This window comes from Aeoliella straminimaris, assembly GCF_024054565.1.
GTDB classification, from domain to species: Bacteria; Planctomycetota; Planctomycetia; order Pirellulales; family Lacipirellulaceae; genus Aeoliella; species Aeoliella straminimaris.
Genome location: NZ_JAMXLR010000026.1, coordinates 149,167 through 175,548 on the forward strand (window position 1 = coordinate 149,167; position 26,382 = coordinate 175,548).

24 protein-coding genes and 1 tRNA gene are annotated in these 26,382 nt (G+C 61.4%); 22 read left to right on the top strand and 3 right to left on the bottom strand.

The window, feature by feature from the left end; translation table 11 throughout:
• Positions 1 to 29: 29 nt before the first annotated feature.
• From NG895_RS07475 to NG895_RS07485, 3 genes are all read left to right on the top strand, one after another.
• Entirely contained in the window at positions 30 to 1,175 is a 1,146-nt protein-coding gene (locus tag NG895_RS07475; protein WP_252851849.1) for an L-threonylcarbamoyladenylate synthase, read from the top strand.
• Between the two features lie 167 nt (positions 1,176 to 1,342).
• Positions 1,343 to 1,795, top strand: coding sequence for a ribose 5-phosphate isomerase B (rpiB, locus tag NG895_RS07480; protein ID WP_252851850.1), 453 nt, complete (start codon positions 1,343 to 1,345; stop codon positions 1,793 to 1,795).
• 63 nt (positions 1,796 to 1,858) lie between these two features.
• The gene (locus NG895_RS07485; protein ID WP_252851851.1) at positions 1,859 to 3,232 is read left to right on the top strand and encodes a glycerate kinase type-2 family protein; all 1,374 of its coding nucleotides are present in this window, start codon (positions 1,859 to 1,861) and stop codon (positions 3,230 to 3,232) included.
• On the opposite strand, the gene NG895_RS07490 is transcribed toward NG895_RS07485, so the two are convergent.
• The gene (locus NG895_RS07490; RefSeq protein ID WP_252851852.1) at positions 3,229 to 4,137 is read right to left on the bottom strand and encodes a cation diffusion facilitator family transporter; all 909 of its coding nucleotides are present in this window, start codon (positions 4,135 to 4,137) and stop codon (positions 3,229 to 3,231) included. The two genes, NG895_RS07485 and NG895_RS07490, sit on opposite strands and share 4 nt — an antisense overlap.
• Positions 4,138 to 4,459: 322 nt before the next feature.
• On the opposite strand from NG895_RS07490, the gene NG895_RS07495 reads away from it, so the two are divergent.
• Together NG895_RS07495 and NG895_RS07500 are read left to right on the top strand one after the other, a co-directional pair.
• Positions 4,460 to 5,614: a prenyltransferase/squalene oxidase repeat-containing protein gene (locus NG895_RS07495; protein ID WP_252851853.1), complete on the top strand. Its 1,155-nt coding sequence runs from the start codon at positions 4,460 to 4,462 to the stop codon at positions 5,612 to 5,614.
• On the top strand, positions 5,577 to 6,356 hold the full coding sequence (locus NG895_RS07500) for a hypothetical protein (protein ID WP_252851854.1): 780 nt from the start codon (positions 5,577 to 5,579) through the stop codon (positions 6,354 to 6,356). Before NG895_RS07495 ends, NG895_RS07500 begins: the two co-directional genes overlap by 38 nt.
• 217 nt (positions 6,357 to 6,573) lie before the next feature.
• Here the strand turns inward: NG895_RS07500 and NG895_RS07505 are convergent, their stop codons facing one another.
• A complete protein-coding gene (locus tag NG895_RS07505; RefSeq protein ID WP_252851855.1) occupies positions 6,574 to 8,079 on the bottom strand; it encodes a DUF1598 domain-containing protein in 1,506 nt (501 codons plus the stop codon).
• Between the two features lie 431 nt (positions 8,080 to 8,510).
• On the opposite strand from NG895_RS07505, the gene NG895_RS07510 reads away from it, so the two are divergent.
• Together NG895_RS07510 and NG895_RS07515 are read left to right on the top strand one after the other, a co-directional pair.
• Positions 8,511 to 10,997, top strand: a complete 2,487-nt coding sequence (locus NG895_RS07510) for a DUF11 domain-containing protein (protein ID WP_252851856.1) — start codon at positions 8,511 to 8,513, stop codon at positions 10,995 to 10,997.
• Positions 10,998 to 11,078: 81 nt separating this feature from the next.
• Positions 11,079 to 11,456, top strand: coding sequence for a DNA polymerase ligase N-terminal domain-containing protein (locus tag NG895_RS07515; RefSeq protein WP_252851857.1), 378 nt, complete (start codon positions 11,079 to 11,081; stop codon positions 11,454 to 11,456).
• Between the two features lie 27 nt (positions 11,457 to 11,483).
• On the opposite strand, the gene NG895_RS07520 is transcribed toward NG895_RS07515, so the two are convergent.
• A complete protein-coding gene (locus NG895_RS07520) occupies positions 11,484 to 12,248 on the bottom strand; it encodes a hypothetical protein (protein WP_252851858.1) in 765 nt (254 codons plus the stop codon).
• Between the two features lie 304 nt (positions 12,249 to 12,552).
• On the opposite strand from NG895_RS07520, the gene lysS reads away from it, so the two are divergent.
• From lysS to flgG, 15 genes are all read left to right on the top strand, one after another.
• Positions 12,553 to 14,157, top strand: coding sequence for a lysine--tRNA ligase (lysS, locus tag NG895_RS07525; protein ID WP_252851859.1), 1,605 nt, complete (start codon positions 12,553 to 12,555; stop codon positions 14,155 to 14,157).
• Positions 14,157 to 14,492: a hypothetical protein gene (locus tag NG895_RS07530; RefSeq protein ID WP_252851860.1), complete on the top strand. Its 336-nt coding sequence runs from the start codon at positions 14,157 to 14,159 to the stop codon at positions 14,490 to 14,492. The genes lysS and NG895_RS07530 overlap by 1 nt, the downstream gene beginning before the upstream one ends.
• Positions 14,493 to 14,605: 113 nt before the next feature.
• On the top strand, positions 14,606 to 15,004 hold the full coding sequence (locus NG895_RS07535) for a DoxX family protein (protein ID WP_252851861.1): 399 nt from the start codon (positions 14,606 to 14,608) through the stop codon (positions 15,002 to 15,004).
• A 140-nt stretch (positions 15,005 to 15,144) separates the two neighbouring features.
• Entirely contained in the window at positions 15,145 to 16,668 is a 1,524-nt protein-coding gene (locus NG895_RS07540; RefSeq protein ID WP_252851862.1) for an ABC transporter permease, read from the top strand.
• A 66-nt stretch (positions 16,669 to 16,734) separates the two neighbouring features.
• Positions 16,735 to 17,460: an ABC transporter ATP-binding protein gene (locus tag NG895_RS07545; protein ID WP_252851863.1), complete on the top strand. Its 726-nt coding sequence runs from the start codon at positions 16,735 to 16,737 to the stop codon at positions 17,458 to 17,460.
• A gap of 252 nt (positions 17,461 to 17,712) precedes the next feature.
• Positions 17,713 to 17,892, top strand: a complete 180-nt coding sequence (locus tag NG895_RS07550; RefSeq protein WP_252851864.1) for a hypothetical protein — start codon at positions 17,713 to 17,715, stop codon at positions 17,890 to 17,892.
• 64 nt (positions 17,893 to 17,956) lie between these two features.
• Positions 17,957 to 18,850 carry a DUF58 domain-containing protein gene (locus NG895_RS07555; RefSeq protein ID WP_252851865.1) on the top strand — a complete coding sequence of 298 codons (894 nt, stop codon included), beginning with the start codon at positions 17,957 to 17,959 and terminating at the stop codon, positions 18,848 to 18,850.
• Positions 18,851 to 18,935: 85 nt separating this feature from the next.
• On the top strand, positions 18,936 to 19,343 hold the full coding sequence (locus NG895_RS07560) for a hypothetical protein (RefSeq protein ID WP_252851866.1): 408 nt from the start codon (positions 18,936 to 18,938) through the stop codon (positions 19,341 to 19,343).
• Positions 19,344 to 19,398: 55 nt separating this feature from the next.
• Positions 19,399 to 21,573, top strand: a complete 2,175-nt coding sequence (locus tag NG895_RS07565; RefSeq protein ID WP_252851867.1) for a vWA domain-containing protein — start codon at positions 19,399 to 19,401, stop codon at positions 21,571 to 21,573.
• Between the two features lie 227 nt (positions 21,574 to 21,800).
• A complete protein-coding gene (locus tag NG895_RS07570) occupies positions 21,801 to 23,144 on the top strand; it encodes a Gfo/Idh/MocA family protein (protein ID WP_252851868.1) in 1,344 nt (447 codons plus the stop codon).
• Between the two features lie 93 nt (positions 23,145 to 23,237).
• Positions 23,238 to 23,319, top strand: a tRNA-Leu gene (locus NG895_RS07575).
• An 87-nt stretch (positions 23,320 to 23,406) separates the two neighbouring features.
• Positions 23,407 to 23,835, top strand: a complete 429-nt coding sequence (locus tag NG895_RS07580) for a hypothetical protein (protein ID WP_252851869.1) — start codon at positions 23,407 to 23,409, stop codon at positions 23,833 to 23,835.
• A 92-nt stretch (positions 23,836 to 23,927) separates the two neighbouring features.
• Positions 23,928 to 24,482, top strand: coding sequence for a methyltransferase family protein (locus tag NG895_RS07585; RefSeq protein ID WP_252851870.1), 555 nt, complete (start codon positions 23,928 to 23,930; stop codon positions 24,480 to 24,482).
• A gap of 257 nt (positions 24,483 to 24,739) precedes the next feature.
• A complete protein-coding gene (gene flgF / locus NG895_RS07590) occupies positions 24,740 to 25,492 on the top strand; it encodes a flagellar basal-body rod protein FlgF (RefSeq protein ID WP_252851871.1) in 753 nt (250 codons plus the stop codon).
• A gap of 57 nt (positions 25,493 to 25,549) precedes the next feature.
• Complete coding sequence (gene flgG, locus NG895_RS07595) at positions 25,550 to 26,353, top strand: flagellar basal-body rod protein FlgG (protein WP_252851872.1); 804 nt, start codon at positions 25,550 to 25,552, stop codon at positions 26,351 to 26,353.
• The last annotated feature ends 29 nt before the right edge of the window (positions 26,354 to 26,382 follow it).

A 26,382-nucleotide genomic window follows, 5' to 3' on the forward strand; every position in this document is an offset into this window, starting at 1 on the left:
TCCCCAGTTGCCCCCGTTTTCTTTTCGCTATGCCACCGCTTCGCATCGACGTCCACCGCACCGACGATCTGCGCGACGTGGTCCACCGCGCTGTCCAATCGCTGGTCGAAGGCAAACTGGTAGCCTTTCCCACCGAAACCGTGTACGGCGTGGCGGCCAGCGCCTGCAATGCGGAGGCCGTCGATCGGCTGCTGGAGGCCAAGAATCGCAACCCGGGCGCCCCGTTTGCCCTGGCCATCAAGAGTGCGGCCGAGGCCCAGGACTATGCCCCCGATATGGGCCCCCTGGCCTGGAGGCTGGCACGGCGGTGCTGGCCTGGCCCGGTCACCCTGGTGCTGGACTGCGATCCCCAGCGGGGACTCACCGGGCGACTGGACGAAACGGTCTGCCAGGCGGTCTGCCCCAACGGCACCGTGGGCCTGCGGGTGCCTGCCAATCAACTGCTGCTCGACGTACTATGTATGATTAATGGTCCGCTGGCGCTAACCAGTGCCAACCTGTCGGGCCAATCGGACGCCGTGAATGCCGACGAAGTGATCGCGGCACTAGGCGACCGCATCGACCTGGTGCTGGACGATGGTCCGGCGCGATATGGCCGCCCCAGCACGGTGGTGCGGGTGCATGGAAATCATTTCAACATCCTGCGCGAAGGCGTAGTGGGAGCAGCTACCTTGGAGCGACTTGGCCGATACATGGTGGTGATGGTCTGCACCGGTAACACGTGCCGCAGTCCCATGGCCGAGGCGCTACTGCGCAAGGCACTGGCCGACGAGCTGGGCCTGTCGGACGACGAAATGGACCAAAAGGGCGTGCAGGTACTGTCGGCCGGCCTGGCCGCCGCACCGGGTGCCCCCCCCAGTTCCGAAGCGGTAACGCTCATGCATGAGCATGGGCTGGGAATCGAGGAACATCGCAGTCAACCGCTCACCGACCAGTTGCTGCGTCACGCAGATTTGGTGCTCACCATGACTCGGGGCCATCTGCAAGCCATTGTGCAGTCGAGCCCCGAGTGGGCTGCCAAGACCGCTCCCCTGATGCCCGACGGCGACGACGTGGCCGATCCGATTGGGGGTCCGCTCGAGGTGTACCGGTCGTGTGCCACCCAGATTGCCGAAGGTGTCTCGTACCACGCCAAGAGAATCGCTGAAACGTTCCGAAAATCCGAGGGCAGCTAGCGCGAGGTCGAGCCTCGAAGAGTGTGGCTAACCGCGTGAGGCCCCCAAATGGTGGTGCCCCCTCATAACACAACGGCGTTCGTTCTGCTATAATCCAGGGGCTAAGTCGCTTGGCTGGACGTCTGCTGGGCGTCTACACACTTGGCGATTCCAAAAGGCCACTCTCCATGCGTATTTCTGTTGCCAGCGACCACCGCGGATTCCAAATCAAGGAGCAGATCTGCCAACTGCTCCGCGATAAGGGGCACGAAGTGGACGATGCAGGGACCTGCGGGCCTGAAAGCGTCGACTATCCCGATTTTGCCGCGATCGTGGCCAAAAAAATCAGCAACGATCAGGCCGATCGTGGGATTTTGATCTGTGGCACCGGCATCGGGATGGCGATTGCCGCCAACAAGTTCCGCGGCGTCCGGGCGGCGCCCTGCACCGACGAAGTGACCGCCGAGATCAGTCGCCGGCACAACGATCTGAATGTGTTGTGTCTGTCGGCCGATCTGATTTCGCCCCGCACGGTGGAGCGGATGATCGAGACCTGGATCAATACCGATTTCGAAGGAGGTCGCCACCTCCGCCGGATTGAGAAGATCAACGAACTCGAAAAGTGCAAACACGACGAGTAGCGTATTTAGAGCCCGCCCCGACCCTGGCGAACGGCATCCCAGCTACAGGCGATTGGCACCGCGATGTCCCCTGCCCAGCAACTGCGTCGTGACGCCCTGCGTATTTGGCAAGCCGGTATCGAAGCCGTGCTGCCCGATAAGCTTCTCGAGCGAGAGATCAGCGTCGCCGCGAACGCACTGCGTATCGGCGATTGGGAGTCGCCGCTAGATTCCATCGGCCGCATCCTGGTGGTCGGTGCTGGCAAAGCCGGCGCGGCGATGGTGCGGGGACTGGAATCGGCACTCGGCCCCGAGGTGATCGCCAAACACCAGGTCGGCGGCTGGGTGAACGTGCCGGCAGGCACGGTCGAGCCGACTTCCGCCGTGCACCTGCACGCTGGCCGCCCGGCTGGTGTGAACGAGCCCCGTCCCGAGGGGGTGGAAGGCACTCGCCAGATACTGCGTGAAGTCTCCACGCTTGCACCGCGTGATTTATGCATCTGCCTGCTATCGGGCGGTGGCTCAGCCCTGCTGCCCGCACCGGCGGCAGGAGTGACGCTGGACAACAAGGCCGCCATCACACGACTACTTTCCGCCTCGGGCGCCACGATCGACCAGCTTAATTGCGTGCGTCGGCAACTCAGCGACATCAAAGGAGGTGGGCTTGCACGAGCCTGCACCGCAGGCACGTTGCTAACGCTCGTGGTCTCCGATGTGCTGGGCGACCCGCTGGATACGATTGCCTCGGGGCCAACTTATCCTTGCCACGAAGGCCCCGAACAGGCGCTCGATGTGCTCCGACGTTTGGACCTGGCGGAGCACGAAGATGCACGGCCCATCGTGGAGTACCTCCAGCGGCGCATCGAAGCGGGCGATGGCCCGCCGGCCGAACCATCGTGCCATGTCGAACACCTGGTGCTGGCCAACAATGCGACGGCCGTCGATGCGGCCGGCATGGAGGCCGAACGGTTGGGCTACAACCACGCCATGCTGTGCGCCACCGAATCGGAGGGGCCGGCCGAAGACGTAGGCCAGCATCTGGCCGACATGGCGCTGGCAATGCGCGATCAACCGGGCCCCAATTGCTTGATCACCGGCGGAGAGCCCACCGTTACGCTGGCCCCGCCCGAGCGTCGCGGCAAAGGAGGGCGCAACCAGCAACTCGTACTGGCGGCGCTGGAAAAGCTGGGCGACTGTCACGGCGTTGCGTTGCTATCCGGCGGCACCGATGGCGAAGATGGCCCCACCGACGCCGCGGGGGCGATGATCGACGCCGACGTGGTGGCCGCCGCCAGCAAGCAAGGCTTAGACGCTGCCGACTTTCTCGACCGTAACGACGCCTATCACTTCTTTCAGCCACTCGACGCCCTGGTAATCACGGGCCCCACAGGCACCAACGTGTGCGACATCCGCGTGGTGGTGGTCGATCAGCAATCGCCAGCGAATACCGACGGTTAGTCGTGGTCGTGGTCATCTGCTGCGTGCTCGTCTGGTTGCTCGGCCCAGCACGACTCGCCCTCCAGCTCGACCTCGATCGTCACATGATCGAACGCCTGCGACTTGAGCATCTGGTGCACTTCTCGCTTGGCCGCAACAATCTCGTCGCGCGCGGTTCCGGCTTGCATCACCAAATGAGTTGAGAACACATGGCGTTCGCCATCGAGGGTCCAGGTGTGCGTGTGGTGGGTGTCGATCACACCTGGAATCTGGAGCAACTGCTCGTCGAGCGCAGCGGGATCGAATTCGGGTGGCGCGCCTTGCAGAAAGACCAAGCCAACTTGGTAAAGGTTGCGGACGACATTCCACAGCACAAAACACGATATGCCAATCGCCAGCAGGGGGTCGATCAGGTAGCTATCGGTCACCAGCATGATGCCGCTGCCGACCAATACGGCGATCCATCCCAGGGTGTCTTCCAACAAGTGCCAACTGGCGACTTTCTCGTTAAGCGAGGTACCGCCACTCAGCAGCCAGGCCGCGCCGCCGTTCATCGCAACGCCCAAGATGGCGAGGCCCAATACGCCCTCCGCATTTACAGGCTGGGGGTCCTGCAGGCGACTTGCGGCACTCCAGACCACAACCACCAGACCAATCAGCAGCACCACGCCGGTTGTAAGAGCGCCCAGGCTGGAGAATCGCCGGTAGCCGTAGGTGAAGCGGGCATTGGCCTGGCGCGAGGAGAGCCGCTGCAGGTACCAGGCCATGCCGAGTGACAGGCAGTCGCCGCCGTCGTGCAGGGCGTCGGTCAGAATCGCCACGCTGTTGGTCCACAATCCGCCAGCGATTTCGATGAGCACAAACGCCAGGTTCACCAGAAAGGCGATGGCCAGATTGCGGGCGGCGTGATGGTGCGTGTGAGCCATGTATCTCGCGGAGTGTACGATCTGGATGATTACTGACGAACGATGTCCGGGTGGGGCTCTGCTCTTTCCGTGCGGCGGGCGGGCCGCCGTGGGCCCGATTCTCCTCCAACTCTAGGCCGGCGCACATCCTCCTGCTGTCTCAGGAGGCGTGTTCACAAAATCGACAGCCGCGTCTAGCCGAGCGACACCAGTCTACCGAAGAGAGGGCTGAATTTGCGTGTATCCCCGCAAAACCTAGCATTCTCTGTCGCAGAATTCGGTCTGGTGTGGCAATTGCACGAACTTCCCCATCCCCACTCAAATCTTCGAAGGAATCCCTACAATGAAGCGCAGACCCGCTGCATATTGGCTTACCACCGTCGCTGCTCTACTGCTGATCGTCCCCTCCTCGCAGGCTCAAGAGGCGGTGGACGGCCCCAAGCTGAACGACGTCGTCCAAAACGGGCTTACCTACCTGCGGGACCAAGGGCAAGACGACAGTGGCATGCTCTCGCCCCGTGCCGGTTCGGGCATTACCTCGCTGGCAGTGACTGCCGCCCTCCGCCACGGTTGCGGACTCGACGATCCGCTGGTGGCCCGCGGCCTCAAGGCCCTGCAAGGCGTGGTCAAGCCGGATGGTGGTATTTACGCCAGCGATCGCCTGCGAAACTACGAAACCTGTGTCGGCATCATGTGCTTTGCTGAGGCCAACAAGGTAGCTGGCGACGGGCGCTACGACGAAATTATGAAGAATGCCGGCAAGTTCGTCCGCGGGCTGCAAATTGGTGCCGAAGGCGAAGTGAATGAAGACGACGTTCAATTTGGCGGCGTTGGCTACAGCGGGAAGGAACGGCCCGACCTGTCGAACACCTCGTACTTACTGGAAGCCCTGCATTCGCTCGACGCCGGTGCCGACGATCCGACCGTGCAGCGGGCCCTAGTTTTCGTGTCTCGCTGCCAGAACCTGGACTCAGAATTCAACGACACCGAGTTCGCCGGCAAAGTGAACGACGGGGGCTTCTATTACGTAATTCCAACCGAGGCGGTCGATCCATCGACCTCCGAGCGCTACACGGCCAACGGTGGTCTGCGTAGCTACGGTTCGATGACCTATTCGGGCTTCAAGAGCCTGGTATACGCGGGCCTGACGAAAGACGATCCGCGGGCCAAAGCTGCGCTCACTTGGATCGCCAAGAACTACGACCTGGAGCAGAATCCGGGCCAAGGCTCCGCCGGGTTGTTCTACTACTACAACACCTTCGGTAGCGCCCTGGCCGCCACTGGCAATTCCCTGGTCACCACCGCCGATGGCGACAAGCACCAATGGCAGGAAGAGTTGCTCGCGCAATTGGCGAGCACCCAACGCGACGACGGTTCGTGGGTAAACAGCAATCGCCAGTGGTTCGAAAACGACGCCAACCTGTGCACGGCGTTCGCCCTGATGTCCCTTTCCTACTGCGATGAACCACTGCAAACCGATGGAAAAGACGCCGAATAGCAACTTGCGGAGGTCGCTGCGGGCGATGTTCGCCGGAGCCTGGATGGCCAATCTAGCCCTCTGGATTGGCGTCGCTTGGTGGATTGCAGCAAGCGGCACCTCGATTCGCACCATCGACGCCGCCAGTCGTCAGGCACTTCGACTGACGACTGGCAACGGCGAACCCTCCTTCAGCGACCCTGGCTGGGTTGTGTTGTGGGTGCCCGTGGCGGTGGTGGCGACGGGTCTGCTGATGTTCATCAGCGTGCTGCTGGGCCCGCGGCCATTTCGCACCATTCGGTACTGGCTGCTGCTGGTGGCGGCCTTTGCCGCCTGGGCATCGCTCGGCACCGCCCGGCAGGACCTGCACTGGGTAGGGCAACAACACCGCCTGGCGGGCAAATTGCCGGCCGCCAGTCCGCTGGTCGATCAATTGCGGCAGGACTGGCCCGTCGACGAATCGGGCACCGACGTCCTGGGGCCCTATCTTGCGTACCCCAAGCCAAATCCCACGACGTTGCTGCTGGCCACCAATGCCCCGCTGGAGGGAACCGACCTAAGCATTTCGGCAGTCGAGCGGTCGCCGGCAGGTGCAATTTGTATGGAATTGGCGGGGAATGAAAGTCCGGCATGGCTCGAGTGGCGTCCCTCGGACGACGAGCCTCACTCGTTTACCAGCGGCCTGGAAACTCGCTACGAAGTGGGACAATTCGCCCGCCTCGCACCTCACTGGTATTTGGTCCGCTACGGGATCGTTCGTTAGCAAGCCTTTCCCAGAGCTGGGCTGAAGCGGCCGAACAAGTTAACGAAGCTGCCAGCTCCCACCCCCCATTCCAACGATACACGGGGAACGCTCAGCCACAGCGCCCTGACATCGGATCACAAAAAAAGGCCGCGAAGCGTGACTGTCGTCACCGCTTCGCGGCCTTCTGCATTTTCGTTCTGGCAGCTCCAACTAAGCTGCTCGGCTGGGCCGAGTATCAGTCCCACCACCACTGGCCTTCGTCCAGGCCGGTGGGAGCCAGCTTGGCGTGCTGGGCCGCCACTTCGCCATCCTCGTCGGCGAGAATCGCATCGGACTCCAAGGCCTTGGTGGGCCGCATCTCGACGCCACCACCGATGGGAGTCATCAGCGTGCGTCCCTTCCAGATGGCATTCACGGCCGTGGCCACCTGCTCGGGAGCGTTGCAGACTTCGACAGGATACTTCTCTTCGCTGGCAAATACTTCCGGTGTCCAACCCACCATGCCGTACAGGTCGCGTTGCTGGATGAACGCAGCGGCGATGGCCATGTCGATGCAGTTGCGAAGCTGAGCGTAGACGGGCGCCTTATCGGCCAATTCGGGATACATCTTCGTGAAGGCAGCCGTGTATTGCTGGCTGGCACGATTCACGCTGCCAGACACCTTGCGGCCTCCCTGCGAATTGATCAATTCGTTCTCACCAATCAGCTTCACACCCTGACCAACAATCTGCATCGACTTCGAATCTTCCGCCACGCGGACGCACTCGTAATCGGGCACAAAGTACCAACGCTCCATGGCGTTGCGGGCCACGGCAGCCGGGTTGGCTCGGTCGACGTAGCTCTTCAGCCGTACGGGCGGCCGTTCGAGGTTGATGCCAATCAGCTTCATCCGGTAATCGGCTTCCACCATGACCTGGGCGAAGTGTGTCGTGGCAGGAATGCCACCGACGGTGATCACTTGCAGGCCCATCGCTTCTTGCAGTTTATCGACGATCACCTGGGTTTGGTTCGGCGTGGCCGAGCGTCCGAACTGACGCAGGAAGTTCTGCATTCGTTCGAGACCTTCGGTAGTCGGGTCGATGGAACAATACAGAGTGGGAGATTTGCCCGTTTCCTGGGGCGGGAAGGCCCGCAGGGCGGTGATCATGTCTTGCAGTTCCACCACGGGACGGCCCGAGGCGATACCTCGCATACGACCCGACAGGTCTTCGGCCCATGGCTCGGCCGGCCCCGCAATCACGATGTCGCCGGTTTCGGGATAGCAGAAGACGTACTCGATGCGGGTTAGGCCCGCGAGGTTCTTCATGATGTTGTCGGGCCCACTGCCGGCGGCAAGCTTAGCCTCGATGGCTTTCTCCAGCCGAGTGAGCGATACCTTACGCAGTTCGCTAACTTGAGCGAGATTGCCTTCCAGCCCGGCCATAGCGTTCTGGATACGGGCCTGGGTCAACTGGCCGGTGGGGTCGTTGACGAAGTTTCGGGCGAGCACGCCATCGGCGTCCACCATCACACCACCAGCGCGGGTGCCCTGCTGGTTACCACCGCCACCGCCGCCGAAGCCGCCACCACCTAAGCCGCCGCCGCCGAAGCCACCACCGCCGAAGCCGCCACCACCACCGCCAAAGCCACCACCGCCACCACCAAATTGGGCGCTAGCGGGAAGGCCGATCGTGCAGGCCATGGCCAGGAGGAGTGCGACGAATGTGTTTCGCACGAGCTGTCGGGAAAGTCTTAAGTCCATCGGGGACCTCTGCTGTCTTGGGAGTGCCTTCTTCGGTTCACGGGGGCAAACGCGGACGAGGCCGCCAGCGTCGCCGGGTACGGAAACACCTTGGGCGGAGCGGCGGAAATTTGCCCTAACTTGATGGTAGTCGGGCGCTTTGGGCAAAGCAAGCAAACCGCGACACATTGCCCAGAAGAGATTCGCCGCCGAACCCCACCGTTCTTCCCCCCTTCTGGCACCGGTAGTCCGCAATGCCTTTCGCCCGGAAGGCCGGCCTCCCTGGCCCGGCGGGGGGCACAGTCGTCACGATCGCTGCAAACCGCCCTGGATGTTGCGAAATGTCACCGGTGGTTGTTGGAAAACAGCATCACAGTGGTATGTAGGCGGCATATTTTAACACGCCATCCCCGCCATGGATCCGTCGATGGCGAAGTTACCCCCAAATCCCCATGTCCCAGCCGACCCCTCCAATCCGTCTGCTGCCCGTCCTCGCAATCGCCCTGGCGATGGTGCTGGTGGGGGGCTGCGCGTCGAATCGGCTGCCTCGGATCGATCCCACGGGCCAGCGAATGTTGCTGTGGCCCGACGAACCAACGCCCCCCATCACGGCCCCTCCGCAAGCGTTGGCCCCCACCCTGGTTCCAGGCGCTACGGCCGCCCTGCCCCCGGCGCCGGCTAATGTGGAAGCCCCCCCCGTGCTGACCGACCCGTTCCTGCCCGGTGGCCCCGGCAACACGACCACCGATTGGCTCGGGCGCCCCGTGGTGGTCGGCCCACCGGTATCGAGCACTACGGGTCAGCCGGTGTCCGGAGCGGTAGCTATGCCGACGGTACCAGGCGAAGCACTTTCGATTACGCCGTCGAGGATTCTCGCGCCCGTGGGCAGCGAGGTCATCTTGATTGGCGGCGTATGTGCCGAAAACGGATACTTGCGCACCAATGAGCGAGTGGAATGGATGCTCGACCGAGCGGGCACCGGGCAGATTGTCACGGTTGGTGGTCGCGGCGAACTGGATATGTTCCGACTGCCGCAGAATACGCCCCGCAAGGTCGATAACTTTTTTGCTATCACCGCCACGTCGCCTTACAGAGATTGCCTCGACCGCGGCACCCCCGATCCCAACGATGACGTGCAAATCCGTCGCGGCGACGCCTGGATCACGGTCTCTTCGCCCACCGAAGGCACCAGCTACGTCACGGCCTACGCCCCCAACGTACCGAACTGGGCGGGGCGAACCGCCAGAGCGACCATCTACTGGATCGACGCCCAATGGGCTTTTCCCCCGTCCGTGACGTTGGCGCCCGGACAGAGCCATACCCTGACCACGAGCATCACCCGCCAGAGCGACGGCGCGCCGATCGCAGGCTGGATCGTCCGCTACAAGGTGGCCGGCAACAGCGCCGGCTTGGGCTACGAAGGGGGGCAGACTTCCGACGTACCCACCGACGCCCAGGGCCGCGCCAGTGTCGAGATCACGCCCACCGACGACCGGGCCGGCGTCACCAATGTGGAAATCGAGATCATTCGCCCCGAGCAGGCCGGCTTGGCCGCCAGCCCCCGGGTGACCCTGGCGACGGGCGCCGCGAGCATCTCGTGGGCCGATGGAGGCATCACCGGCACACCCATCCCCACGGGGCCACCTCCCTCGTTGGAACCGACCCCCGTCACGCCACCCACCGACAGCTGGAGTTCGCCCAACACACCTGAGCCGACGCCCGAGCCGACCCCTGCCGAGGGTCAGCCGGACCTGGTGCTCAATATCGAACAAGTCTCGCCCGGTCCGTTCCGCGTGGGCGACACGGTGGAGTTCATGGTGACAGTTAAGAACAACGGCAACGGCACCGCCCGCAACGTACAGATTCGGGACGACTTCGACGTTGGGCTCTCCAGTTCCGTAGCACCGGCCGGTCAGCAGTTCATCGTCGGCGAGGACATCGTCGACATGGTGCCTGGCAAGGAAATTGACCTGCCGCTCGCATTTCGCATCACCTCTGCGGGCCAGCTGTCGCACACCGTCACCGTGACGGCCGACAACGCCCTGCAGAATAGCAAGCGCGCTTCGATCAACGTGGAAGGAACGGGCGGCGCCACAGGCGGCGAAACAGGCGGCGGCTTCATCGCCCCGCAGTTGCGGGTGACGCTCGATGCACCGCTGCGATGCACCGTGGGCGAGGTCCGCCAGTTTAAGGTGATCATCGAGAACCTGGGCAACACGCCGGCCCGCAACGTCGTGGTCACCTTGCTCCGCGATCCGGAGCTGAAGGCCGTGGGCATCGACCCCAACCGGCCATACGACGAAGCTGAGTTTCGTAGTTCTGGCAAGATCCGCTGGACCACTCCTGTGATCGCTGCCAATTCCAAGGAAGTCTACTTGTTCGAATGCGAATGCCTGGCCGGTGAGCCGCAGCCTCGCGCGGAAGTGCAGGTGACGGCCGAGGGACTCACCGAACTGAAGTCCGATCAACGAGTGGTCGAAATACGACCCCAGCTCGGCGGCGGGGTTCCCGCCGCGCCCCCGCTCGATAACGGCGGCACCTCGACCGCGCCCCCTGCAACGGCCACCGAGGCCTTCGAAATCGCCGTCTGGGAATCGAAGAATCCTGCGCGATTGCAGGACCGATTTACGATTAGTGCGCGGGTTACCAACACCAGCCAGTCGGTGCAGCGGAATGTCCGCGTGCGGGTTTACCTCCCGCCCAACTTGCGGGGGGACTTCCAGCAAGTTCAATCGGCCCAACCAGCCCACACCGAGCCGTGGAACGAAGGGGTCGGGCTATTCGTCGACCCGATACCCCAACTCGCGGCAGGCGAGTCGTATCAGATCATGATTCCGGTCGACGCCGTGTCCCAAGGCAACGTCAAGGTCTACGTGGGCGTTGGCTCGGATGATGCGCCGCAGGAGCTGACCTTCGTCCGCGACATCCAAGTGCTATAACCACCGGCCCACACCGTGGGCAACGAGCCGAGGGCAGTATAGTCTGAGGAGTGCCAACTCCACCGTCCCAGGGCTCGCCACATGATCACCCGCTTCGCCTTGCTCCGCCACGCGGTACCAGCCGACTTCCGCCGCGGAAGTCACTGGGATCTATTGCTTGAGCGCGAAGAAGTGTGCTGGACCTGGGCGCTCGAAGAACTGCCCGCGGGAATCGAAGGCGACCAAGGGCCAACGGTGGTCGAGGCGCTGCGGCTGCCGGATCATCGCAAGCATTACTTGGAGTACGAAGGCCCAGTGAGCAAGGACCGAGGCGTCGTAACTCGTGTGCTCGAAGGTCAGTGCCAATGGCAGGAGTCCACCGATCAGCGGATCTGCGTGCAGCTCGCTTCTGAGCGCGGCGTCCGCGTGCTGCTGCTGGAGTCGAGCTCCGGCGAACGGTGGCAACTGTCCGTTCGGTAGCCGCCGGGTAGGCCAACGCCGCGACGTCTATCGCGACAGGCTCTCGCTGGCCCGCCCTGGAACGACCGGTTCGCGGGCAGTTTCCACTTCCTCCACCTGCACTTCCTCTACCTGCACTTCCTCCACCTGCACCTCTTCGGTACGGCCCGTCAGGAACATTTCGCCTTCGGCCAGTTCAATGGCTTCGAGCGTACGGTGCTGCGAGATGTCGCGATCCCAGAGTTCTCGATCGACGATCATCACGGTGTTCGGACCATTGCGGGTCCAGCGGATCGGCAACCCGGCCCGGCGGACTCCCCTTTGTAGACGATCGACGATGTCCTTGGTGGGCACTGGTAGCATACCGGCGAGTACCTGCTGCAGCTCGATCGCCAGGTCGCCGTCTTCGGTGACATACGGCTCGACCAGCACGCTCACCACGGTATCAACACCGGCCACATCCGATCGGGCGGCCAGGATCAGTTGGTTGGGCGTAATCGCGACACGTGGGTCGCGGATCTCCTTGGGCAGTAGATTGGGGAACGACTCAGGCAGCTTGTACGCCAGCCAGCCGTTAACCTCATGGTCCGACACTACGGTCCGCCAATCGCCTTCCAATTCCAGATCGCTGGATAGCGTCGTGAAGCGGCTTTCGAGCTGGCGGCTTCCTTCTTCCAGCACCTCGGCGGGTTCTTTCAGGGCCGCCATGTAGTGCGGCTGGCTGCTGGTGACCGCCCAGTACATGCTACCCGCCCCTAACAGTAGCACCGTTACCACGGACAGTAGAACCAGCAGAATCACTCGTTTGATCATACGGTTGCCTGTCGGGGACCTGAGGGGCGGGCGTCTGGGTCGAATGTTAGGGCGACGGGCCGTGCCGGTCAACGCAAACGAGGTTTTCGTATTTCCCCGAAATTGCCACGTCGTGTACCGCCAGCCGAATGTCTCGAGCCGGCCTGTGCAGAGGACGATAGTCTCTCCCTCCGCGGGAAACCTGCCCGCCCATCGCTCCGCGGTGGCAACTCGCGCGCCGATGCCCTGCCATCCTTTCTCGAACCGCTTGCCCCCACTAGAATTACGGCTTTTCCCGCCCCTTGGTTCTGCAAGCAGTGGTGTCATGGCCGACGATCCCGCCAACAACGACGAAAACCTCACCGATCCCCGCGTAGCCCGCCGCAAGAAACTCGAGGCCATCCGGGCCCTGGGGCACGATCCCTGGGGCGGACGGTTCGAGAACCATCAATCGGTCGCCGCCATCCGTGGCCAGCTGGACGAAGTGGTTTACCGAACCGAGGACGGAAAAACCGTACCGCTACCCGACTTTGCCGCCCAGCCGGAAGATTTCAACTTCCGCGATTGGAAGCGTGAACAGGGCCAGGGCGAGCTCGTGGGTCCCAAGGTCCGTGCCGCTGGACGCATCGTGCTGCACCGCAACAAGGGCAAGCTGCACTTCATCGACCTGAAGGACATGACCGGCAAGATCCAGTTGATGGTCGGGCAAAAGCAGGTAGGCAACGACTGGCAGGTGGTCGAACAACTCGACCTCGGCGACATCATCGGCGTCGACGGTACTCTGACCGTCTCGAACACCGGCGAGGTCTCCATCAGTGCCGAGCGGGTGCACTTCCTCACCAAGACACTCGATCCGCCGCCAGAAAAGCACCATGGGCTCAACGACCCCGAGTTGCGTCAGCGGATGCGGTACGTCGATTTGATTCACACCGATGGCGTGATGGATACGTTCCTCGCCCGCACGCGAATCGTCCGTAGCATCCGCGACACTTTGGCCGAACGCGACTTTGTGGAAGTCGAAGGTCCCACGCTGCACTCCATCGCCGGTGGGGCGGCAGCCCGGCCCTTCAACACGCATCACAATGCACTCGACATTCCCCTGTTCTTGCGGATCGCGCTCGAATTGCACCTCAAGCGACTATTGGTCGGTGGTATCGAACGCGTCTACGAGCTGGGCCGTGTCTATCGCAACGAAGGAATCAGCCCCAAGCACAACCCCGAGTTCACCATGCTCGAGGTGTACGAAGCGTACGGCGACTACAACACGATGATGGACCTGACCGAGGCCTGCATCGTCAACGGCATCAAAGCGATGCGGGCTGGCCCGTCCCCCAGCCCGGCGGAAGAGAGCTTGGTCCTGCCCTGGAAGGAGACCACCATCGACTTCACGCCACCGTTCGCCCGCAAGACGTACGACGAACTGTTCGCCGAGCACACGGGGGTCGACCCCCACGACACCGCGGGCGTGGCCGCGCTGGCCGAGAAGATTGGCTTCGAAACCAAGGGTCGCCACCCCGATGTGATCAAGAGCGACGTCTTCGAGGAGAAGGTTGAAGATGCCCTGGTGGGCCCGGTGTTCGTAACCGACTACCCGGCCAGCATCTGCCCGCTGACCAAGCGGAAGCGGGACAATCCCAACGTCGCCGAGCGGTTCGAGCTGTTCATCGACGGCATGGAAGTGGCCAATGCGTATACCGAGCTCAACGATCCGGACCTGCAAGAGGAATTGTTCAAAACTCAGCTCGATGGCTTGAGCGAAGAAGATTCCATGGCAAAGATGGATACCGACTTTATTCGCGCCCTGCGCAACGGCATGCCGCCTGCCGGCGGCCTGGGAATCGGCATTGACCGGTTGGTAATGCTGCTGACCAATTCGCAGACAATCCGCGACGTGATTCTGTTCCCGCTGCTGCGGCCGGAAACTTCCTGATGAAATTGCCCATCCGGTTCTCGCTTCGCGACATGATTCTGGTCACGGTCATTGTCGCGCTCGGTCTGGCGTTATGGCTTACCCAGGAGCAGGTTTCCAGCCAGCAGCAGATTGGCCAGTTTCCCGATGGCGGTCCGCAAACCACCATCGAAGGTCCGCTGACGGTAAGCTATCGCGAGCGGACTTCGCCCAACAGTACGACTGGCAGCAATGGATTCCGGCTGCAGTCGCTGCACTTCATGGGCGACGAAATCGTCTTCGAATACGAAGATGGTCGCTTTCGCTGGTTCCCGAAGTCGCGTCTCGAGCATCTCGAGTGGCTTCCGGCTGAGTGATTGCTCTTTGCGGCCGAGTCGCGATCCGCAAGAATCGTCCCCCCCATGTTCGGATTGACGTCGGCCCGGTGGCCGAGCGTGTCGAATACTCGAACCCCCTGCGTGCTGAATTCATGGAAGATACTGGAAAACTCATCCTGCGCGTGACGCTGGGTGTGCTGATGCTGCCCCACGGCATGGCCAAGGCCAGCTCCACGGTGTTGAACTACCTGCAAGGAATGCTGGTCGACCATGGCCTGCCAGGTTTCCTGGCCTATGGCGTCTACCTTGGCGAAGTGCTAGCACCGCTGTTGATGATCGTCGGCTACTACACTCGCCCCGCAGCGGTGGTGTTCGCCATCAACGCGGTTCTGGTGATCTACCTGGCGTACAGCCGCCAATTGCTGCAACTCGAACAGTACGGCGGCCTGGTGCTCGAGGCCAAGTACATGTACGTGCTCGGCGGCATCGCGGTAGCGCTGCTCGGTGCGGGCAAGTACTCGATAAGCGGCGGCAAAAGCAAGTGGGACTAGCGCGTCAAATCCCCAGCTTGCTAGCACACTAAACCGCTCTGGGCGCGGAACACCCGTGGCCAGTATGCTGCGGGCCCCACCGGTTGCATGCACATCCACGATGGAGCGCATGTCTCGACGACTTCAGCCACGGATTGGCGATGTACAAACTGCTCTTATGCTGGCGGTACCTACGGACACGGTACATTGCGCTAGCCTCGATTATCAGCGTTACCCTCGGTGTGGCCACCATGATTGTGGTCAACAGCGTGATGGACGGCTTCGCCCACGAAATGCAGGGGCGGATGAACGACGTGCTGTCCGACGTCATTATCACCAGCCGCAGTCTCGAAGGGATGGCCAACCCCGAATGGCACATGGCGGAGATTCGCAAGGTCGCCGGCGACGACGTCGTGGGCATGACCCCTACCGCCCAGGTGCCGGCAGCGCTCGCCTACTACTTTCGTGGTCAGTACTTCACCCGCCAGGTAACCGTGATCGGCATCGATCCGGAAACGTACTCCAGCGTCAGCAAGTTCGGATACTACCTGCAGCATCCCGAAAATCGCGAGCACCTCGACTTCCAACTCAAGGAAGACGGCTACGACGTGATGGATCACCAGGCCGAGGACATGCGGAAGGTGAAGCCCCGCGAACAGATGAAACAGGCCGGCTGGAAGCACCGCCGCGCGAACGCCGAATTCGAGAAGCGAATCGCAGTGCAACCTCCCATCCAGACCGCGGCCCAAGAGAATGCTGCGGCCACCGACGACAGCCCCTTTGCAACCGCACCGGCGCCGGTTCAGGAAACTTTTGACCCCGCCACCGAACAACACGCCGGCACCGTGCTTGGCATTGGGTTGTGCAGTCACCGCACCGCCGACGGCACCGACGTGTTCCAACTGCTGCCGGGCGACGACGTGGAGATTCACTTCCCTTCGTGTGGCCGTCCGCCCGAGTTTCGTAGTTCGAAGCTCACCGTTACCGACTTTTACGAGAGCAAGATGGCGCAGTACGACATGCAGTACATGTTCATCCCACTCGACAAGTTCCAGGAAATGCGGGGCATGATCGACCCGCAAAGCGGCATTCGCTTCGTGAACGCCATTCAAATCAAACTGGCCGAAGGGGCCGACCTGAATGCGGTGCGCGACAAGCTCCGCGAGCATTTCCAACTGCACCTGTACGATGTGAGCACCTGGCGCGACATGGAAGGCCCGCTGCTGGCAGCCGTGCAGACCGAAACCTTGGTGCTCAACGTGCTGCTGTTCCTGATCATCGCAGTCGCCGGCTTCGGCATCCTGGCCATCTTCTTCATGATCGTCGTGGAGAAAACTCGCGACATCGGCATCCTGAAGAGCCTCGGCGCGTCGAGCGAAGGCGTGATGGGCATTTTCCTGACCTATGGCTTCAGCTTGGGCATCGTGGGCGCTGGTTTGGGCATCGTCGGTGGGCTGCTGTTTGTCAAATACATCAACGAAATTGCCGACCTGTTGGGCCGGGCCACCGGCACACCGGTGTTCGACCCGGCCGTGTATTACCTGTACAAGATTCCAACCATCGTCGAACCCTTCACCGTGGGCTGGATCGCGATCGGGGCCATGCTGATCGCCGTGCTGGCCAGTGTACTGCCGGCAATACGCGCCGCGAAAATGCATCCCGTGCAGGCATTGCGATTTGAGTAAACAGAGCGTTCCCCTACTCCGCTAACTGTTCCGACAGTCAAGACTCCAACTTTATCGACCAAAAACATGTCGACGACCAAATACCAGCCATTGCTCTCCGCCAGCGGAGTGAGAAAAGTCTACAGCAAGGGCGAGGTGAAATTGCCCGTGCTCAAGGGGGTCGACTTTAACGTTGCCCCCGGCGAGTTGGTTTCCATCGTCGGCCAAAGTGGCAGTGGCAAGAGCACCCTGTTGCACCTACTAGGTACACTCGACCGACCGGACGGTGGCGAAATCTACTTCGAAGGCAATCGTATCGACAATTTGGCGGCCGCCGGGCGTGACATCCTACGGAACCGGCACATCGGCTTGATCTTCCAGTTCTATCACTTGCTGCCAGAACTGACGACCATCGAAAACGTGCTCGCGCCGGTTATGATCCGTCACTCGGTCTTGAGCTACTGGGCCAAACGCCGCGAATACCAGGAGCGGGCTAAAGCACTACTCGAGACCGTCGGCCTCGGGCACCGCCTGAACCACAAACCGCGCGAGCTATCGGGCGGCGAGATGCAGCGGACCGCGATCGCTCGGGCGCTGATTTCCGAGCCCCAGTTGCTGCTGGCCGATGAGCCGACCGGCAACCTCGATCGCCAGACGGGCGACGAGATCCTGGAAGTGCTGCGCCGGCTGAATGCCGAGCAGAACCTGACCATTGTGATGGTCACCCACGACCCGAACATCGCCGCCGGCGCCGACCGAACTGTCCACCTGGCGGAAGGTCGCGTGCAAGCGGCTAGCCAGGCCGCCGCTTAAGCTCCTGTCTTTGCAGCATGGCCGCTGCGGAAAAAGTGCTCCCTCTCCCCCGTACGCTTGTCGGGGCGATCTCTGTTTACACGCAGGTCGTGCTCCCAGCCCCGCTCCTCAAGGCATTCGCGGCGAGGTTCCCTCCCAAGAATCCATTCGCACGCACGAATGGGTTGGGGGCGAGACAACTATCCTGGGTGGCCCGATTTGCGGTTCTCCCGCTCCGGCGGTATCCTTGGATATCTCCCCATCGAGCAAGCCATGGACCCACACGCCGAACCAACGCCTAACGCCTTCGCGTCGCCCACGTCGGAAGACTACGTTGAAGAGCGCGTCGCCGATAACCCGCCAGGGCTCCAGCGAAAGGCGGCCCTGGGGTTGGTGCTGTGGATCGCTTGGTTGTTGGTGGTGCTCACCTTCATTGTGTGGTTGGTAGGATAATCTCGCCCGTTGCAAAGGCCGGTAGTGCGGCCAGGCAGCAGGCACCTTTGGAACACGAATCGACATGCCGACCGCCGAAATTCAATCACTTCTCGATCCACAGCTCATGAGCCAGCTCGAACGGATGGAGCTGGTATCCAGGAAAATCTTCCGCGGCCGCATGAAGGGCGAGCGGCGTAGCAAACGCAAAGGGCAAAGTGTCGAGTTCGCCGACTTTCGCAACTATGTGGCCGGCGACGACCTGCGGACGCTCGACTGGAACCTCTACGCCCGCCTCGACAAGCTGATCGTCAAGCTGTTCCTTGAAGAAGAGGACCTGCACTTCTACACGCTGATCGACTCGAGCCCCTCGATGGGCTTCGGCGACCCCACCAAACTGCAGTACGCCAAACAACTGGCCGCCGCGCTGGGCTTCATCGGCCTGATTCGCAGCGACCGCGTGGTGATCGAGTCGCTGGGGCAGACCGTTCGCCAGCGCGGCCCCGTGCTCCGCGGCCGCCGCAGCGTGTGGCGGATGCTCGACACGCTCAATGCCATGGAACCCACCGAAACCGTTTCGCTGGCCGAGGGCGTCAAACGGTTCTGCCTGCGAAACCAAGGCAAAGGCATCGTCGTCTTGATCAGCGACCTGATGGATAAGGAAGGCTACGAAGCCGCGCTGCGATACCTGGTCGCCCGTCGGGTGGACGTGTACGTAATGCACATCCTTAGCCAGGAAGAGATCGACCCCGACGTGAAGGGCGACTTGAAACTGGTCGACTGCGAAGACCAGGACATGGCCGAGATTACCGTGAGCGCCCCGCTGCTGGCCCGCTACAAAAAAACGCTCGACGCCTTCACCCGCGGGGCACAGGACTTCTGCAGCCGCCGCGGAATGCACTACCTGCTGGCCCACAATCAATTGCCGGTGAAGGATTTGATGAGTAATTATTTGAGACGTCGAGGACTTGTAAGGTAGGTGTGTCACGCAGAGACGCAGAGACAGCAGAGGTACCAGACCAGGAAGTATCGAGTTTGCAGCGTGACAAGGGTGAGCGGTCGAGATGATTAGAATCGAATCCTACAGCAAGTCCACTGAATCGAACTACACGCAGTTCGTACACCGCTGCATCGACGAAGTGACCTTGGATGCAACCCATGTCTGTGGCCCTGTTGAGCGTTTTGAATTGCTTCCTTCGGGTAGGCACAAGCCAATTGATGTCAAAAGAATAGCCGAAATAGCCTCGCTGAAGGATCCGTGGACACGAAAGGCGGTATTCCACTTAGCGCCCTATAACGATTTATCTGAACCAAACATCAGCTTGCAGTTTCAGAATGATGGCCATGTTTGTCATGCAGAAGTCAGTTATACCGGTCCTGAGTTTACTGAGTCTGCCATGGATGAACTTTGCCAACTACTCGAATCGCAGGACTGGGTATCTTACGCTGATATTGGCGAGCAAGTTAAATGAGTCCAGTAAGCCCGCTCTGCGTCTCCGCGTCTCTGCGTGACATAATCATCCAACTATGAACTCCCTGTTCCGCAACGCACTCGAACCTTACTGGCTGTGGCCGCTCATGGCCTTGTTGCCGTTGGCGGTGCTTGCGCTGTATTTCTTGAAGCTCAAGCGCGAGCCCGTGGAGGTGCCGAGCACCTATCTGTGGCGGAAGAGTATCGAAGACCTGCACGTCAACAGCCTGTGGCAAAAGCTGCGGCAGAGCTTGCTGCTGTTCCTGCAACTGCTATTACTGGCGTTAGCGATTTTCGCCTTACTGCGGCCTGGCTGGGAAGGCGACCGGCTCGAGGGACAGCGGATCATCTTTGCCATCGACAACTCGGCCAGCATGGGTGCCAAGGACGTCGAGGCCGAAAACCGCCTGGCCGAGGCCAAGCAGCATGTCATCCAACTGGTCGAGCAGATGGAATCCGACATGCTGGCCATGGTCATCAGCTTCAACGACGAAGCCCGGGTGGTGCAGAACTTCACCTCCAACCGCCGCAAGCTCCGCGAAGCGGTGGAGAAAATCGAGCTCACCTCGCACACTACCGACCTGTTAGGCGCCCTGCAACTGGCCGATGGCCTGGCCAACCCGGGGCAGGTCGTCGAGGTCGAGTCGAATGTGGCGATCGACGTTGGTACGGGCGAGAAAACCACGCTGTATATCTTCAGCGATGGTCGGTTCGACGACGTGAAGGATTTCTCATTGGGCAATCTCGAGCCACAGTTTTTCATTCCGCTGGGCGAGAGCGACTCGGGCAACTTGGCGATCACCGCGTTCAGTACGCGTCGCAACGAAAACCGCCCCGACGAACGCCAGGCGTTCGCCCAGGTGAGTAACTATTCGGCCGAGCCGCAGACGGCCGTGGTGGAGCTGTCGCACAACGGCAAATTCCTCGACGCCCAGGAAGTGGAGATCCCGGCCGGCGACGCGCGCGGCGTGACCTTTTCGCTCATCGGTGTCACATCCGGCAAGTTGGAAGCGAAGCTCGCCAGCTCGGCCCTCACGGCAGTGGGCGACGCGCTGGAAGTCGACAATCACGCCTACTCGGCCGTGAACGATTCGGCCACTGGCCGCGTGCTGTTGGTGACGCCCGGCAACCGCCTGCTCACCACGGCGCTCGCCACCGAGCGCATCCGCCGGTATGGCGAGATCGAGATCGCTGATCCCAGTGTGCTCACCACCAAGGAACACCAAGACCTGGCCGATAGCGGGGCGTACGACCTGATCATCTACGATCAGTGCACACCCGAGAAGCGAATGCCGCGGTCCAACACCATGTTCATTGGCACCCTGCCCCTCGACTGGCGAACCGTCGCCAAACCGACTGTGGCCAATGACACCGACGCCAGTGATGCGGAGTCCGACGAGCAGTCAACCGAGGGAGAGGAATCCGCCGACACAGAAGCAGCCGACGACAACAAAGATGACAGCGATGAAGCTACCGTGGAAATCGATCGCGTGAACAACCCGCAGATTATCGACCAGGCCCGCGAGCACCCGCTGATGGCCTACGTGGAACTGGGCGACATCTTCATCCGCGCCAGTAACATTGTGCCGCCGGCCATTGGTGGTCAGGTGTTGGTGGAATCGACTGACGGCCCCATCATCTCCATCGCCCCGCGCGAGGGATTCGAGGACGCCGTACTGGGCTTCGAGGTCTCCATCTATCAGGACGGCGGTGAGTACCCCAATACCAACTGGTATCGCCGCTACAGCTTTCCTACGTTCCTGCTCAACGCGCTGACGTACTTCGTGGGCCAAAGCCAGGAGGGACTCGATCGCACCAATTTGCCGGGTCGATCGCTGGCGCTGCGGACCAAGTCGTTGGCCAAGGAACTGACCGTCACGGGGCCCGATGGACTGAAGCAGACCGTCAAGCGAAACGCCGATGGGACCTACCTGTTCCACGATACAGACCAGCCCGGCTATTACGAAATATTGGATAAAGACCAGGTGGAAAACCGATTCACCGTCAATCTGTTCGATGGCCAGGAAAGCGATGTGCGGATCGCCACAGCACCGGATGACAATCCGGACGACATTGTCGAGTCGGCCGCCGGCTTGAAGATAGGCCATGTAGAAGTGGCCGCGCAAGGTGCCCGGCCCGCTCGCAAAGACCTGTGGCGGCCCCTGTTGTTGCTGGCCGTGGGGGTGCTGCTTTTCGAGTGGTATATCTACAACCGCCGGGTGTACCTGTAAGGCGTACTCGATCCTGCTAAGGGTCGATGGCGCAAATATTTGCGTCTAGCTGAGCAATTGGCTAGAATGACGCTCAAATCCACAGGCTGGTATTCGCGTACAACCAGTCACACGTCCCCGCCTGCCAGTTCCCTCCTTTGGCTTTACGTTGACACGCGTCTGCATCCCACGCTCGCACTCCCGCATCGTGGTTTCCAATCTTCTTAACCAAGTTACAGGCACTTCTCATGTCCAAGCCGAACAACACGCAGTCTAACCAAGGCACCGATCGCCGTCGCTTCATGGCAACCTCATCGCTAGCCGCCGCTGGCATTGCCCTGGGCACCAGCAAGATAGTCGGTGCCGCGCATCCCTTCGGAGACGACACCATTCGCATCGGGCTCATTGGTTGCGGCGGTCGCGGCAGCCAGGCCGTCGGTCAGGCACTGAGCACTTCGGACAACGTGAAGCTGGTAGCTGTCGCCGACGCTTTCCGCGATCGCATCGATGGCGGCGAAAGTGGCTGCTTGAACAAGCGGGATGTGACCCGGCACGGTGACAAGGTCGACGTGCCCGAAGAGCGACGATTCGTCGGCTTCGATGCATATCAAAAGGTGCTGGATCTGGACGACGTCGATCTGGTGATCCTCGCCACCCCGCCCGGCTTCCGCCCCATTCATTTCGAAGCGGCGGTGAACGCCGACAAGCACGTGTTCATGGAAAAGCCCGTGGCCGTCGACGCGCCGGGCATTCGCCGCGTGCTGGCCGCTGCCGAGTTGTCGAAGGCCAAGGGCCTGGGGGTGGGCGTCGGCCTGCAGCGCCGTCATGACCCGCTGTACATCGAGACCATCAAACGCATCCAAGACGGCGAGCTGGGCGACATCGGCCTTACGCGTGTCTATTGGAACGGTGGTGGCGTCTGGGTCAAAGGTCGCGAAAGCGACGAAACCGAAATGCGTTACCAGATGCGCAACTGGTACTACTTCAACTGGCTCTGCGGCGACCATATCGTCGAGCAGCACATTCACAATCTGGACGTCAGTAACTGGCTGAAAGACATGCTGCCTACCAAGGCCCAGGGCATGGGCGGTCGCGAGGTGCGGACCGGCAAGGACTATGGCCAGATCTTCGATCATCACATGGTCGAGTTCACCTACCCGGACGGTTCCACCATGCTCAGTTGCTGCCGGCACATCCCCGGTTGCTGGAGCCAGGTTTCCGAGTTCGCCGATGGCACCAAGGGCACGTCGCACGTCGGCAGCGGTAAACTGGTTGGCCGCGACGGCAAGCCACTCAACCGCTACAAGGGTCCCCGCGTGAACCCCTATCAGCAGGAGCACGACGACCTGTTCGCCAGCATCCGCAGCGGCAGCCCCCTGAACGAAGCCGAATACGGCGCCACCAGCACCATGACCGCCATTCTGGGCCGCTTGGCGACCTACTCGGGCAAGGTGGTTAGCTGGGACGAGGCTACCGCATCCAAGATCGACCTGTCGCCGGACGAGTACTCCTGGGACGCAACCCCGCCGGTAGTGCCCGACTCCAACGGCAACTACCCGGTACCCGAACCCGGCAAATCCGTCGTAGTTTAAAGCAAAGTTATACCGATCAGGCGTGGTCCCTCGGCCGGACGATTGCTTTGCCGGCCGAGTGGGCTACGATATTACACGATTGCAGACTCGCGCGGGGATGTGGCGGAATTGGCAGACGCGCTGGATTTAGGTTCCAGTTCCTCAGGGAGTGCAGGTTCGACTCCTGTCATCCCCATTGCGAGTTGACTTCGATCAGTCCCACCTTCAAGAGCCGCCCGCTGGGCGGTGCCCACCTCCATTCCGTCTGAAAAGGTAAGCATCAATGCGACGACTCTGTTTGACCTTGCTCCTGATGTGTCTTGCGACCCTCACCGCCCACCGGGCCTCCGCATTCGTCGAATTTCACAAAGAGTGGGTAAACACCTACATCGACGATACGGACGAGTCGCAAGAGATGAAGGACTACCAGAAGCTGGTGGCGAAAGGAAAGTACCGCTGCCTGGTCTGTCATCAAGGCAAGAAGAAGGATAATCGCAACGCCTACGGTAAGCAGTTCGAAGGCAAGATCAGCAAGGACGACAAGAAGGATACCGCGAAGATCGCCAAGGTGCTGAAGGAAGTAGGCGAGATGAAGTCCGATCCGGACGACGAAGACTCGGCCACCTACGACGAGTTGATCGCCGACAAGAAGTTCCCTGGTGGCGAGTTGGAAGACCTGGAGAAGGAACCCGAGACCGAAGAAGAAGAGTAGTCATACTACTCGGCTAAGCAATAACAGAGCTTCATGCACGAGCCTCGACCCATCCGGTCGAGGCTCGTTGCTTTTCCCTGAGGGATCTTCCCATGATTGATCTGCCAACGGTGCTGGCGCTTGCCATTCCGCTGGCACAGGGTGCGACCGAGCAGCGGGCGATGCATCGCACCGGTTCGGCCAGCCGTCCGCGACACGCCGAGTGGACCTTCTTCGCGGTGAACATTCCGTACTGGTTGCTCATCGGACTGGGCACTGCGGAGCACCTCGTTCGCCCAACGCGGCCAGGCTGGATCATGCTCGCGGTGGGCAGCGTGCTGGCGACGGCCGGTGTGGCGATTCGGGTGACGTGCCACCACCAGCTAGCGGGCGCCTTCTCGCCGTACGTCGAGCTAGCCCCCGAGCACCAACTGATCGACACCGGCTTCTACGGCATCGTCCGCCATCCGATGTACCTGGGCACCTTGATGATGCTGGTCGGCTTGCCACTGCTGCTGGCCTCGCCTGTTGCGGCAGGGTGCGCGGCGGCGGCCACGGCCGGGCTGGTATTTCGCATCGTCAAGGAAGAGCAGTTGCTGCGGGGCGAGCTGCTCGGGTACGACGAGTACATGCAGCGGACCTGGCGGTTGGTTCCGGGCGTCTGGTAGCAGTGCAGGCGGCCCGGCTGCGCGGTGCTAGCGGCAAACTCTGCCGACCTTTGTCTACCGGTATCGGCAACCCATGCCGATAGGGGGCCAGCTATCGGCGGCCCGCGGGCGTGCTGTCACGGACGCGGAAACCTGTTTTCTTCTTGCCTGTCAGGCACTTAGGGACATTCTGAAATTCCCCTTTGGCAATTGGCACGCGTCGTGCTTTAGACGTGACAAGTCCGAAGGGGGGCGTGACGCTAGCACTATATGTTGTCATGCCATACGGAATGTACATGTCGGCCGAAGGCGCACAGGTCCAGCAGCAACGGCTGGAGGTGATCGCTAATAATCTGGCCAATGTTAACACCGTCGGCTTCAAGCCCGACGTGGTGAGCTTTCAATCGCGCCTGGCCGAAGCCTTTCAACAGGGCGACGGCTACGAGGGCGACCGCACCAAGAACAACGTGGGCGGCGGTGTCAACGTAATCGACACCACCACCGATTTCACCGCCGGGCGGCTCCAAACCACTGGCAACGACTTGGACCTGGCCGTCATTGGCGATGGGTTCTTTCAGGTCCGCGACCAATCCGGCCAACAACTGCTCACGCGAGCAGGCAACTTCTCGATCGACAGCCAAAACCGCCTGGTCACGCAGAACGGCATGCTGGTGCTCGACTCCGGCGGCAGCGAAATCACGCTCGACCCGCAGTTACCATTCGAAATCTCGGCCACAGGCCACGTCAGCCAGAATGGCTCGCGGGTCCCCATCGGACTCGTTGGTCCCCAGTCGCTGGGCGACCTGGTGAAGGTGGGCCACAACCTGTTCCAACCGCTCGGCCCCGTAAGCCAACTGGAAGCCGGACGACGAGAAGTTCGCTCCGGTGTACTCGAAATGTCGGGCACCCAAAGTGTACGTCAGATGACGGACATGATCGAAACCCAACGAGCTTTCGAAGCCAATGTTCGCATCATCCAAAGTCAGGACAGTATGACGGGCAATCTGATCAGCAGAGTACTGCAAGCCTGATAGCGTCGACGACCTTCCACAGACCAAATCACTCTTCCCCCATCCCCCGATTCCATCATGAGTGTTCAAACCCTCTACACGGCCGCCACAGGCATGGAAGCGCTCGAGACCAAGCTCGACGTGATTGCCAATAACATGGCCAATGTCAACACCACGGCGTTTAAGAGAGACCGGGCGAACTTCGAAGACCTGTTCTATCGACAGATTCGTGCCCCCGGTGCCGAGAACGCCGACGGCAGTCGCACACCGACCGGCATCGAGGTCGGTCTTGGTGTTCGGGTTCAAAGCACGCAGACCGAGCAAGTGCAAGGTGCATTTCAAACCACCGAGAAGCAACTCGACGTCGCCATCGAAGGCCGTGGTTACTTCCAGGTGCAGAATCCCAACGGCGGCGATCCATTTTACACTCGGGCCGGCAACTTCGGCATCAACGCCGACGGCGAATTGGTGCTGGGTTCGGCCAATACCGGCTACCGCATCGAGCCCTCCATCAACATTCCCCAGGACGCGGTGGAGATTGTGATCTCCAACGACGGGGTCGTGCAGTATCGCAACGCCGGTGAGACCGACCTGACTCAGGGAGAACAAATCCAGATCGCCACGTTCGTCAACCCGGAAGGACTGATGAAGCTGGGCGACAACCTCTACAGCAAGACGGTCTCGTCAGGAGACCCCACCATCGGCAATCCGGGCGATCCCGGCTTCGGTCAGCTCCGCCAAGGCTTCCTGGAAGCTTCGAACGTGGAACCGGTTACCGAACTGATCGACCTGATCACCACCCAACGGGCGTTCGAGCTCAACAGCCAGGTGGTACAAGCGGGCGACCAGATCATGCAAGTGGTGGCCAACATCCGCCGGTAGTCTCCCCAGCGAACTCTAACCCCTCGAAC

Excerpts from the sequence above, each read along its gene's own strand:
- NG895_RS07475 (WP_252851849.1), top strand. The coding sequence starts at position 30 with ATGCCACCGCTTCGCATCGACGTCCACCGCACCGACGATCTGCGCGAC.
- rpiB (WP_252851850.1), top strand. The coding sequence starts at position 1,343 with ATGCGTATTTCTGTTGCCAGCGACCACCGCGGATTCCAAATCAAGGAG.
- NG895_RS07485 (WP_252851851.1), top strand. The coding sequence starts at position 1,859 with ATGTCCCCTGCCCAGCAACTGCGTCGTGACGCCCTGCGTATTTGGCAA.
- NG895_RS07490 (WP_252851852.1), bottom strand. The coding sequence starts at position 4,137 with ATGGCTCACACGCACCATCACGCCGCCCGCAATCTGGCCATCGCCTTT.
- NG895_RS07495 (WP_252851853.1), top strand. The coding sequence starts at position 4,460 with ATGAAGCGCAGACCCGCTGCATATTGGCTTACCACCGTCGCTGCTCTA.
- NG895_RS07500 (WP_252851854.1), top strand. The coding sequence starts at position 5,577 with ATGAACCACTGCAAACCGATGGAAAAGACGCCGAATAGCAACTTGCGG.
- NG895_RS07505 (WP_252851855.1), bottom strand. The coding sequence starts at position 8,079 with ATGGACTTAAGACTTTCCCGACAGCTCGTGCGAAACACATTCGTCGCA.
- NG895_RS07510 (WP_252851856.1), top strand. The coding sequence starts at position 8,511 with ATGTCCCAGCCGACCCCTCCAATCCGTCTGCTGCCCGTCCTCGCAATC.
- NG895_RS07515 (WP_252851857.1), top strand. The coding sequence starts at position 11,079 with ATGATCACCCGCTTCGCCTTGCTCCGCCACGCGGTACCAGCCGACTTC.
- NG895_RS07520 (WP_252851858.1), bottom strand. The coding sequence starts at position 12,248 with ATGATCAAACGAGTGATTCTGCTGGTTCTACTGTCCGTGGTAACGGTG.
- lysS (WP_252851859.1), top strand. The coding sequence starts at position 12,553 with ATGGCCGACGATCCCGCCAACAACGACGAAAACCTCACCGATCCCCGC.
- NG895_RS07530 (WP_252851860.1), top strand. The coding sequence starts at position 14,157 with ATGAAATTGCCCATCCGGTTCTCGCTTCGCGACATGATTCTGGTCACG.
- NG895_RS07535 (WP_252851861.1), top strand. The coding sequence starts at position 14,606 with ATGGAAGATACTGGAAAACTCATCCTGCGCGTGACGCTGGGTGTGCTG.
- NG895_RS07540 (WP_252851862.1), top strand. The coding sequence starts at position 15,145 with ATGTACAAACTGCTCTTATGCTGGCGGTACCTACGGACACGGTACATT.
- NG895_RS07545 (WP_252851863.1), top strand. The coding sequence starts at position 16,735 with ATGTCGACGACCAAATACCAGCCATTGCTCTCCGCCAGCGGAGTGAGA.
- NG895_RS07550 (WP_252851864.1), top strand. The coding sequence starts at position 17,713 with ATGGACCCACACGCCGAACCAACGCCTAACGCCTTCGCGTCGCCCACG.
- NG895_RS07555 (WP_252851865.1), top strand. The coding sequence starts at position 17,957 with ATGCCGACCGCCGAAATTCAATCACTTCTCGATCCACAGCTCATGAGC.
- NG895_RS07560 (WP_252851866.1), top strand. The coding sequence starts at position 18,936 with ATGATTAGAATCGAATCCTACAGCAAGTCCACTGAATCGAACTACACG.
- NG895_RS07565 (WP_252851867.1), top strand. The coding sequence starts at position 19,399 with ATGAACTCCCTGTTCCGCAACGCACTCGAACCTTACTGGCTGTGGCCG.
- NG895_RS07570 (WP_252851868.1), top strand. The coding sequence starts at position 21,801 with ATGTCCAAGCCGAACAACACGCAGTCTAACCAAGGCACCGATCGCCGT.
- NG895_RS07580 (WP_252851869.1), top strand. The coding sequence starts at position 23,407 with ATGCGACGACTCTGTTTGACCTTGCTCCTGATGTGTCTTGCGACCCTC.
- NG895_RS07585 (WP_252851870.1), top strand. The coding sequence starts at position 23,928 with ATGATTGATCTGCCAACGGTGCTGGCGCTTGCCATTCCGCTGGCACAG.
- flgF (WP_252851871.1), top strand. The coding sequence starts at position 24,740 with ATGCCATACGGAATGTACATGTCGGCCGAAGGCGCACAGGTCCAGCAG.
- flgG (WP_252851872.1), top strand. The coding sequence starts at position 25,550 with ATGAGTGTTCAAACCCTCTACACGGCCGCCACAGGCATGGAAGCGCTC.